Genomic DNA, 9,932 nt, shown 5'->3' on the forward strand with positions numbered 1-9,932 from the left:
AAATAATAAACCTTAAAAATCTGTTTTGTACAAAAAAAGGTCCATTTAAGTAAAATGAAGAGTGGATTTTGGGATTAATTTTGTAGCACCTCAAACTGATACTAGAAAAAAAGCAACATATGATTAAGAAAACTTTTTTCACTTTACTCTTTTGCACAGTCCTATCAAATATAGCAAAGACGCAAACTAATGCACCCAAGTCTTTTGGACCCGTTCCTACAAACCAACAAATCAATTGGCAGGAAATGGAGTACTATGCATTTGTTCATTTTTCTACGAATACATTCACAGATCAGGAATGGGGCTACGGCGAAGACGATCCGATAATATTTAATCCCACCGACCTGGACTGCAGACAATGGGCAAAAGTTTGTAAAGAAGCCGGCATGAAGGGCATCATCATTACTGCTAAACACCACTCTGGCTTTTGTTTATGGCCATCGAAATACACGGACTATTCGATCAAAAATTCTCCCTGGAAGAACGGCAAAGGGGATATTGTCGGCGATCTGGCGAAAGCCTGCAAGGAGTATGACCTCAAATTAGGTATTTATTTATCTCCATGGGACAGGAATAGTGCCGAATATGGACGTCCGGAGTACATCACTTATTTCAGAAATCAGCTGAGAGAACTGCTAACAAATTATGGTGAAATCTTCGAAGTATGGTTTGACGGGGCAAACGGAGGTTCTGGTTATTATGGAGGAGCCAATGAAACCCGAACCATCGACCGAAGAACCTATTACGACTGGCAGAACACTTACAAATTGATCCGGGAGCTTCAACCCAATGCAGTCATCTGGAATGACAACGGCGACAGGGCCGATTTGCGATGGGTTGGCAATGAAGCCGGATATGTTGGTGAAAGGAATTGGAGCCTGCTGAACAAAACTGGTGATGTTCCTTATGAAATGCTGCATCATGGCTTGGAAGATGGGGATTCCTGGGTGCCTGGAGAGGTAAATACCTCGATCCGGCCGGGCTGGTTTTACCATAATTATGAAGACAGCAGGGTCAAAACCCTTCCACAGCTCCTAAAAACTTATTACAACTCTTTTGGACGAAATGGTACCTTGTTGCTAAATTTTCCAATTGACCGCCGAGGTAGGATTCACGAAAACGACGAAAAAGCGGCCATTGAGCTAGCAAAAGCAGTTAAGGAAGCGTTTTCCGTTGACTTAGCGAAGAACAAAAAGGCGGTAGTATCTAATGCCCGCGGAAAAAATTATGCTGCGAATAAGGCACTGGATGGGGACAAAAATACCTATTGGGCTACGGCCGACAATATCATCGGAGCTACCCTAACCATTGATTTCGGACGTCTTACCTCATTTAATCGCTTTTTAGTCCAGGAATATATTGCGCTGGGACAACGGGTTAAATCATTTAAAATTGAAGCGCTGACAGTGGATGGAACATGGAAGGAACTAGACAAACAGACTACCATTGGCTACAAGCGAATCCTGGTTTTTCCCACGGTAAGGGCGACCAAGCTCAGATTTACCATTTTGGATGCCAAAAGTAATCCAGTTATTTCCAATATTGGTGTATATCTTGCTCCCCAGATACTGATACCACCAAGTATTGTTCGCAACCAATCAGGCGCAGTTTCCATCCATGCTGCAGATGAGGAGTCGACCATATACTACACGCTGGACGGAACGACGCCTACTATTCAATCAAAGCATTACACAGGTCCATTTGAAACTGATGGAAAGTTAATCGTTCAGGCTATTGCATTCAATAAGGAAAGCGAAAAAAGTAGTCCGGCGTCGAGGGAGGAATTTGACCTTTCGAGGAAAGACTGGAAGATCATCAATGTTACAGATCTGGAATCAAAGCATCTTATCGATGGAAATCCAAATACTGCCTGGTATCAAAAAAAGGATGGAAATGCACCAACAGATATCACCATCGATATGGGACGACAAGCTGATCTGAACGGGTTCCGCTATTTACCTGGACAGGACCAAAACTCAGGATTAATAAGTGCATACCAGTTCTTTGTTTCCACAGACAATAAAAATTGGATACTTGCCGATGAAGGAGAATTTGCCAACATCAAGAATAACCCTTTATGGCAAAGTAAACACTTTAAACCGGTTAAGGCGCGTTATATAAAATTAAGAAAACTCATGACTGCGGATGCTGGCAATACCGTCGGCTATGCAGAATTAGAAGTAACCACATTATAAAGATTCAGCGCATGACTAATAGAACAGCTTATTAACAGATAAAAATTTAGATGGCAAAATCAGGTCAGACCGGAACTTAATCTCAATAGCACTTTCAGGGGGGAATGACCGGAAAGCCTTATTTTTCAAGGATGAACCAGATACTCAAACACACATTCGAAAGCCTTGTTGGCTTCGAAGAAAAAGAATGGTCAACGATAGCTAGCGCTTTCACACCAGTACAGATTTCCGCAAAACAAACACTTACCCATATTGGCAAGATAGAGGATAAGCTTTATTTTATCATCAAAGGGATTTTGCGGCTTTACTGCCTTGATACCAAGCAGGAGGAAAAAACTATATTTCTTTTTAGTGAAAACCATTTTGCAAGCTGCTATCAAAGTTTTCTCACCAGACTACCCTCTGCCCAGGCACTGGAAACATTGGAAGATTGTACCCTACTCAGCATCTGCAAAAGAGATTTTGACCAAATGCATCTTTCTGTGCCAAAGATGAACATTGTAACCAGGATGATCGCCGATCAGCGTTTCATCAATGGACAGAATATTTTCATGGGGCACATTACCCGTACCCCGGAAGAACGATATCTTGACTTTCAACGAGAGCATGGCAATCTAATGTTAAGAGTTCCACAAAACATCATCGCTTCTTTTCTTGGCATCACTCCAGTCTCTTTAAGCCGGATCAGGAAACGGGTATACCGCAAATAATTTTTCTTATCTTTTGTTAACTGTGTTTTTTATAAGCGGGCCATACCTTTGGCACGAACATTAAAAATCACGGTTTATGAACAAAAAAAAATTCAGCACACTCATTATCCTCATCGCAGTTGTCTCATTTATTTACAGTCCTGAATCCCATGCTCAGGAAAAAGAGGCTGCCCGGCTTGAGGTAGAGGCAGACCCCCTGGCTTATATATTAAATGGTTATTCTGTACATGTAGGTGTAACTTATGGAAAGTTTCGAAGCAGTATTGGAACCTTCGGTATCAAACAGCCATCATTCCAGCTCGACAATGACGCCTTTTCTGTCTACTCTTCAGGTTTTGACCTGAAGACCGATTACCTCTTTGGCAAGACCAAAGGCTTTCATGCAGGTCTTCAGCTTACGTATGGTAAAGACAAAATAGGACTCAAAGGAAGTTCGGATCAAGAAGATCTATGGGGCTTAAACATTGGCGCTCGTGGTGGTTATCGCTTTATGTTTGGGAACGCCGAAAATAAATACAGGGGACTTTACCTTAATCCATGGGCAGCGTTGATTTATTCTGCAAATGCCAAAACAATCAGCAAGGGCAAAGAAGCCTATAAGCAGTCTTCTGCTTCTATATTTCCTGCAGTACATGTTGGATGGCGATTCTGAGGGTAGTCATTTAAAAAACAACTATGGGTAGCGGCAAAAACGAAAAGAGAAATTCATCGAGGATCGCCAAAGTAATTAACAGTAGAAAACGCTATCAGTGCTCAATATTTATAGTTCCTAAGTGTAGAGCTGACTGATCGTTTTCTATCCTGGATGGATTGGATTTTCGATTAAAAATCCGAGCAATACTTAACCAATTGCATGTATCATTTTACCATTCCCTGCTTTTCATTCAGATCCTGAAAACTCTTCTTATACACTCCAGGATTCATTCCTGTGATTTTTTTAAATGTCCTTGAAAAGTGGGAAAGGCTTTCAAATCCGGTCATTGCTGCTACTTCAGTGTATTTGGACGTACTTGTCATGATTAAATACTGGGCACGCTCGATACGCTTTTCAGTAATATAGGCAAGGGGGCGTGAGCCTGTATATTGCTGAAAAAGCCTGGAGAAATACTCTGGGTTTTGATGCACCCTCTCAGCAAGTGATTTAACTGAAAGCGGCAAATGTAAACTGACCACAATATGGCTTATGGTATCCAGAATCTTTATTGGAATGTGTTGCCTTTCTTTTTGGACAATGATCTCCGGCTGGGCAAACCGGGAAATCAACTGGAGCAGTATACCTTGAGTTTCTAAAAATTGAGCAGCAGTTTGCTGATTGTTGAGTTGCTGATATTCCTTATAATAAACATCTTTTTCGTATATCCTGGGGTTATCTGACCGGTTGATTCCACGTCCGGGATTGATATGGACGAGCCGCTCAAAGTTGACAAGATCAATCTCCTTTGCCGGAACCTTAAATATAGATCTGTTGTCGGCAAAAAGCGATATTCCATCAGAGGAGTCCTCAAAAAATTGCACGAAATACTGATCCAGAAAACTGGCGCAGGTCAAGTTACACAAGGTAAAACTAGGAATGATATATAGGTATCCTGCTTCTAGCTTCAGTTTCTTTTCAAAATGAGAAATCCCCCCTTCTCCTCCAGTTATATAATATATCCGGTGATAAGGACTGATCACGTTCGCGTAATTCCAACGTGAGTCAAGCTTAACATGGTCGATGTTTAGTAAGGAAAAGTTATGAGTCAGTATGCGTTTAATCATATGAGCTAATATAATACAATTCAAGTAATCTGTTTTAGTAAAAATTTAGTCTAATTTTATCTAGTATGCTCAAGTACAATGCTCGTATTTTTGGTCTGTATCTGTTTAGTACTAAACAAAAAACATACTAATGAAACAAAACTTCATTTCTTCAATGACCAGGCTGGTGGTTGCCCTGAGTTTACCCATTATCTTCTTCGGCTATTCACTGATAAAGTCATCACCAAGTCCAAAATGGGAACAGATGTTCAATGGAAAGGACTTGAGTGGTTGGGATATTAAAATAAGAAAACATGACCTGAACGATAATTACAATAACACTTTCCGCATTAAGGACCGAAACGTTCAGGTAAGGTAGACCAGTATTCAGAATTTGATGGGCAGTATGGCCACTTGTTTTACAAAAAACCTTACTCCTATTATCTTATAGGAGTAGAATATCGTTTTGTCGGTGATCAGGTAAAAGGCGGTCCGGGATGGGCATTCCGCAATAATGGCATTATGATCCATGGCCAGGAAGCTGCAACTATGGGAAAAAATCAGGACCTTCCCACCTCGATTGAAGTTCAGTTACTCGGTGGCAAAGGGGATGGTGGGCGCTCAACAGCGAACATCTGTACCCCCGGGCACCCAATTTTTAAAAGACGGTAAAATCATCCAGAACCACGAAATGCAATCGAATTCGAAAACTTTCAATGGTGATCAATGGGTACGCGTTGAAGTTCTTTTACTTGCAGCTTCTCTGATCGTTCACTGCGTAAATGGTGAAGAGGTATTGCGTTACAACAGACCACAATTAGACCCTATTGGTGGCGCTGCAGAAGGCCAGCTTTTAAAAAATGGTTCGATTTCATTGCAAGCCGAAAGCCGCCCTATAGATTTCAGAAAAGTTGAGATCATCAACTTAGGAAATATGCCAAGAACCCTGCAAGACTACAAGAAGTGGTTCAAAAACTAACGGCAGAAAAAAGAATTGCCAAACAATAACACACTTACATTAAAGACTAACAACAAATTTTCCTAAGGCCTTATTTGTTCCCGGACTATATTTCCGGGACCTAACAGCTTTATTGGCAAATATCATTTCTTCCAATTTCCACAAAATGGTCTATCACTACCTCCTCAATTACCAAACGTCGGATGTACCAGTAAATTTTTTGTTGATATTTATTTAAAAGCGGGTTAAATGCTTCATTTATTCTATTTTGGTTGGATAGGTGATATTATTTTTTTGCTCTTTTAATTACTTTTTGAGCTGCTTCAATAATATTAATTGAATCTAATCCGTATTTAGTCATTAACTGGTCAGGAGTACCACTTTCTCCGAAGCTGTCGTTAACAGCAACAAATTCCTGAGGAGAAGGAAGTTCCGTTGAAAGTAATCTTGCAATACTTTCTCCTAATCCACCAAACTTATTGTGCTCTTCGCAGGTAACCACACATCCTGTTTTCTTTACAGATTTTAGAACGGCTGCTTCATCTAAAGGTTTAATGGTGTGGATATTGATGATTTCAGCGTCAATTCCCATTTCTGCTAGTTTTTCGCCAGCTTCAATTGCTTTCCAAACCATGTGTCCGGTTGCAATAATGGTTACATCAGTACCTTCATTTACCATCCATGCTTTACCGATCTCGAATTTCTGATCAGGATCAGTAAATACAGGGATTACAGGACGACCAAAACGCAGATAAACCGGTCCATGATGCTCAGCTATAGCAATAGTAGCTGCTTTTGTTTGATTATAATCACAGGGGTTAATTACAGTCATGCCCGGAAGCATTTTCATTAAACCTATATCTTCAAGAATCTGGTGAGTTGCACCGTCTTCTCCAAGGGTTAAACCAGCATGGGAAGCACATATTTTTACGTTTTTATCAGAATAAGCTACCGATTGGCGGATCTGATCATAAACTCTGCCTGTGGAAAAGTTGGCAAAAGTTCCTGTAAAAGGAATTTTACCGCCAATAGTTAAACCGGCTGCAATACCGATCATGTTTGCTTCAGCAATACCGATCTGGAAAAAGCGTTCAGGGAATTCTTTAATAAAGGCATCCATTTTTAAAGAGCCCACTAAGTCTGCGCATAGTGCAACTACTTCAGGATTTTTTTTACCTGCTTCAAGTAATCCTGCTCCAAAACCAGAGCGGGTATCTTTTTTTTCAGTGTATGTATATTTTTTCACGAGTTTTCTATTTTTGTTTAACGGTGTTCAAGCTTGCTACGCAGGTTTTCATTCTTAATAATCTTTTAAGGTACTTGGTAATTGGGCAAGAGCTAGTGCAAGTTGCTCGTCGTTTGGCGCAACACCATGCCATTTGTGCGATCCCATCATGAAATCAACACCCGCGCCCATTTGGGTGCTCATTAAGTTCAAGATCGGCTTACCTTTTCCTAAAAGTGACTTAGCATAATGCAATGCTTTAACTATAGAATCCATGTCGTTACCATCAGAGTTGATCACATGCCATCCAAAAGCTTCAAATTTTGCCTGTAGATTTTCAAGAGATAATACTTTTTCAGTAGGGCCATCAATTTGCTGTCCGTTATAATCAACTGAAGAGATTAGGTTATCTACTTTATTAAAAGGAGCATACATAATAGCCTCCCAATTTTGACCTTCCTGTAACTCTCCATCACCATGTAAAGAATACACAACCGAGTGATCTTTATTTAATTTTTTTGCAAGGGCCGCTCCAATAGCAACAGACATTCCCTGACCTAAAGATCCAGAGGCAATTCTAATGCCTGGAAGTCCTTCGTGAGTTGTAGGGTGACCTTGTAATCTTGAATTTAATTTTCTGAAAGTTGCCAGTTCACTAACATCAAAATATCCTGACCTGGCCAGAACGCTGTAGAAAACTGGTGAAATGTGTCCGTTAGAAAGGAAAAACAAATCTTCGCCTTTTCCATCCATTGTAAAATCAGTAGAGTGGTTCATTACCTCAAAATACAGTGCGGTAAAGAAATCTGCACAGCCTAGAGACCCTCCCGGGTGACCAGATTGGCAGCCGTGTACCATTCTAACAATATCCCTTCTTACCTGAGAAGCAATATCTTCTAATTCTTTGATTGTATGTTTCATTAATTGGGGTTGTTGATTAATATGACAAACTTAACTAAAACTGCGCAAGCATTCATGCGCACAGTTAAAATAAATATCCCAATAATAGGGCTTATATTTTAAAAAATACTCAGATAATAATAAAAAGGAATATTAAAAGACATGGGCAAAAAAAGTAGATCTGAAAATGCCTGTTTTGGGTACGACTAAATTGTTTTTTGTTGATCTAAACTGAAATGGTATAATATTAAACTATGCCGATAATTGAAAAATAATTTTTTAACATTTAGAAAATATTTGTTTATATTTATGTTAGTCACGTACCAAACAAAGAAATAGATGCATGCCAACAAATTAAAATATTGGAGTGAATCAGATCTTTTCGTTAAACTCGGTGAGGGGAACGAGCGGGCTTTTGGCCAGGTATTTAAGCAATACTTTTCTTCTCTTTGTTATTTTGCAAACAAGTATGTATTTGATGTGCAGGAAGCTGAAGACATCGTAGAAGAGGTTTTTGAGAAACTTTGGAAATGCAATCATCATATCAGTTGCTCGGAGCATTTAAGATCGTATTTGTATATGGTTACCAAGCGCACCTGTATGGATCATCTAAGTAAGAACAATCATGCTAAAGAAAGACAATTGAATTTTGCCATGCGAATTGGAGATCAGGAACCAGATTTTATTTATGAAATGATCCGTGCCGAGGTTTTGAGAGATATTTACCTCGAAATTAATGGTCTGCCAGAACAATGTAGTAGGATTGTTTCTATGAGTTATATTGAAGGACTGCGTAACGAGGAGATCGCAGAAAAGCTTGGCCTATCTGTTCAAACAGTTAAGAATCAGAAAACCAGGGGGGTCTCTATTCTTAGAGGCAGGCTTGTATAATTAAAATAGCTCCACACAAAGTAAGGTTGCTTCGGCGCTTAAAGCTTCTATCTCAATTGACTTTACTTCCCAAAGAGCCAATCCATCTCTAGGGTGCATTAATCGACCATTAATTTCAAAAGCCCCAGCTATAATGAATGTGAAAAAAGTATTGTTTTTGTTTTTTAGATTATAAATTGTTTCTGCCCTGCCTCCAATGTCACACGCGATTCGTCGGGACATCTCATTTCTCCTCTTATCTTAATGACTTTTATAGAAAATGTATTTAAGTATGGACTGAGCAATCATGTTGAGGCTCCTATTACGATTAGTATAGATGTGTTTGAAGATAAGATCGTATTTAAATCAGAGAATAGAATTTTTGAAAATATGCAAAATAATGATCGGCTGGGTGTTGGGATTAAGAATACCAAACAGCGTCTTGAACATTTATATCCGGGTAAACATCAGTTAAATATTGATGATAAAGATGGAGTTTTCAAAGCAAACCTGGTTCTTTTTTCTTAAATGATATCTATATATTAAGGTTAAATATTAAGTATGTCTTTAACATGTGTAGCAATTGACGATGAGCCTTTGGCCCTAGAACTGGTACGTTCTTATGTTGAGCGCATGCCAGAAGTACAGTTGCTAGGAACTTTTGAAGATGCAATTTCTGGTATTGAATTTCTGACACGCAAGCAGCCTGATCTGGTTTTTTGGATATTAATATGCCTGATATTTCAGGTATAGAGCTTGCAAAAGCCTTAAAGGAAAAACCAATGATAATATTTACTACTGCACATAAACAGTTTGCTTTTGACGGGTTTGAATTAGAGGCTGTTGATTATTTGTTGAAGCCAATAGATTTTGATCGCTTTTCAAAGGCTGTTTATAAGGCTGTCGATCTGAAAAGATACAGGGCCAATGTTTATTCAACCGGGGAAGAACCAGTTATTTATGTACACTCTGAATATAGAATGATTAGGATTGTAGTTAAGGATGTTGAATATACTGAGAGTATGGAGGATTACATAAAGATTCATTTGACAAATGATAAGCCTGTTTTAACATTAATGTCTTTGAAAAAGATACTCGAACTTCTTCCAGAACAACAATTTGGAAGAATTCACAGAAGTTATATCATTCCTGTAGCCCGGATCAAATCTGTTCAAAATAGAAAGATGCAATTGAGCCATATTGTACTCCCAATCGGAGAAAGTTATGTCGAACAGGTTGAGGGTTGGCTTGGGGCTAAACTATTATGAGGATTTCTTGTTATAAAAGGCCTTAATTGACGTCCTTTTTCTAATTTAGTGAAAATTTAATTCCATTTG

At 39.2% G+C, this 9,932-nt stretch carries 14 protein-coding genes; 10 read left to right on the forward strand and 4 right to left on the reverse strand.

The features are described from left to right. The first annotated feature begins 119 nt into the window (after positions 1-119). The 3 genes from N824_RS01280 (at position 120) to N824_RS01290 (ending at position 3,557) form a co-directional block, all read left to right on the forward strand. Positions 120-2,195, forward strand: coding sequence for an alpha-L-fucosidase (locus N824_RS01280; protein WP_048903304.1), 2,076 nt, complete (start codon positions 120-122; stop codon positions 2,193-2,195). Positions 2,196-2,326: 131 nt separating this feature from the next. Beyond that, a complete protein-coding gene (locus tag N824_RS01285; RefSeq protein WP_161662244.1) occupies positions 2,327-2,905 on the forward strand; it encodes a Crp/Fnr family transcriptional regulator in 579 nt (192 codons plus the stop codon). 76 nt (positions 2,906-2,981) lie between these two features. Beyond that, the gene (locus tag N824_RS01290) at positions 2,982-3,557 is read left to right on the forward strand and encodes an autotransporter domain-containing protein (protein WP_048903306.1); all 576 of its coding nucleotides are present in this window, start codon (positions 2,982-2,984) and stop codon (positions 3,555-3,557) included. Between the two features lie 206 nt (positions 3,558-3,763). Here the strand turns inward: N824_RS01290 and N824_RS01295 are convergent, their stop codons facing one another. Continuing rightward, the gene (locus N824_RS01295) at positions 3,764-4,663 is read right to left on the reverse strand and encodes an AraC family transcriptional regulator (protein ID WP_048903307.1); all 900 of its coding nucleotides are present in this window, start codon (positions 4,661-4,663) and stop codon (positions 3,764-3,766) included. 130 nt (positions 4,664-4,793) lie between these two features. Between N824_RS01295 and N824_RS33960 the strand changes: the two genes are divergently transcribed. From N824_RS33960 to N824_RS35355, 3 genes are read left to right on the forward strand one after another with little or no spacing between them, the layout of a single operon-like run. Further along, entirely contained in the window at positions 4,794-5,021 is a 228-nt protein-coding gene (locus tag N824_RS33960) for a DUF1080 domain-containing protein (RefSeq protein WP_235206955.1), read from the forward strand. Positions 5,022-5,056: 35 nt separating this feature from the next. After that, on the forward strand, positions 5,057-5,314 hold the full coding sequence (locus tag N824_RS35350) for a family 16 glycoside hydrolase (RefSeq protein WP_255327382.1): 258 nt from the start codon (positions 5,057-5,059) through the stop codon (positions 5,312-5,314). A gap of 19 nt (positions 5,315-5,333) precedes the next feature. After that, complete coding sequence (locus tag N824_RS35355) at positions 5,334-5,621, forward strand: family 16 glycoside hydrolase (protein WP_255327383.1); 288 nt, start codon at positions 5,334-5,336, stop codon at positions 5,619-5,621. A 265-nt stretch (positions 5,622-5,886) separates the two neighbouring features. On the opposite strand, the gene N824_RS01305 is transcribed toward N824_RS35355, so the two are convergent. Together N824_RS01305 and N824_RS01310 are read right to left on the reverse strand one after the other, a co-directional pair. Then, positions 5,887-6,846 carry a transketolase family protein gene (locus tag N824_RS01305; RefSeq protein ID WP_048903308.1) on the reverse strand — a complete coding sequence of 320 codons (960 nt, stop codon included), beginning with the start codon at positions 6,844-6,846 and terminating at the stop codon, positions 5,887-5,889. 54 nt (positions 6,847-6,900) lie between these two features. Continuing rightward, on the reverse strand, positions 6,901-7,767 hold the full coding sequence (locus tag N824_RS01310) for a transketolase (protein WP_255327388.1): 867 nt from the start codon (positions 7,765-7,767) through the stop codon (positions 6,901-6,903). A 297-nt stretch (positions 7,768-8,064) separates the two neighbouring features. On the opposite strand from N824_RS01310, the gene N824_RS01315 reads away from it, so the two are divergent. Continuing rightward, positions 8,065-8,616, forward strand: a complete 552-nt coding sequence (locus N824_RS01315; RefSeq protein ID WP_048903310.1) for an RNA polymerase sigma factor — start codon at positions 8,065-8,067, stop codon at positions 8,614-8,616. Here the strand turns inward: N824_RS01315 and N824_RS01320 are convergent, their stop codons facing one another. Continuing rightward, a complete protein-coding gene (locus tag N824_RS01320) occupies positions 8,617-8,838 on the reverse strand; it encodes a hypothetical protein (protein WP_048903311.1) in 222 nt (73 codons plus the stop codon). Positions 8,839-8,859: 21 nt separating this feature from the next. Here N824_RS01320 and N824_RS01325 point away from each other — a divergent pair, with 21 nt between their 5' ends. From N824_RS01325 to N824_RS01330, 3 genes are read left to right on the forward strand one after another with little or no spacing between them, the layout of a single operon-like run. Beyond that, positions 8,860-9,123 (forward strand): hypothetical protein, encoded by a 264-nt coding sequence (locus N824_RS01325; protein WP_048903312.1) that lies wholly within the window; start codon positions 8,860-8,862, stop codon positions 9,121-9,123. Between the two features lie 33 nt (positions 9,124-9,156). Beyond that, positions 9,157-9,348, forward strand: a complete 192-nt coding sequence (locus N824_RS32910) for a hypothetical protein (RefSeq protein ID WP_200869785.1) — start codon at positions 9,157-9,159, stop codon at positions 9,346-9,348. Further along, positions 9,327-9,863 (forward strand): LytTR family DNA-binding domain-containing protein, encoded by a 537-nt coding sequence (locus N824_RS01330; protein WP_200869786.1) that lies wholly within the window; start codon positions 9,327-9,329, stop codon positions 9,861-9,863. Before N824_RS32910 ends, N824_RS01330 begins: the two co-directional genes overlap by 22 nt. Positions 9,864-9,932: the final 69 nt, after the last annotated feature.

The sequence above is a fragment of the Pedobacter sp. V48 genome, from assembly GCF_000523515.1.
In the GTDB taxonomy this organism is placed as follows: Bacteria; Bacteroidota; Bacteroidia; order Sphingobacteriales; family Sphingobacteriaceae; genus Pedobacter.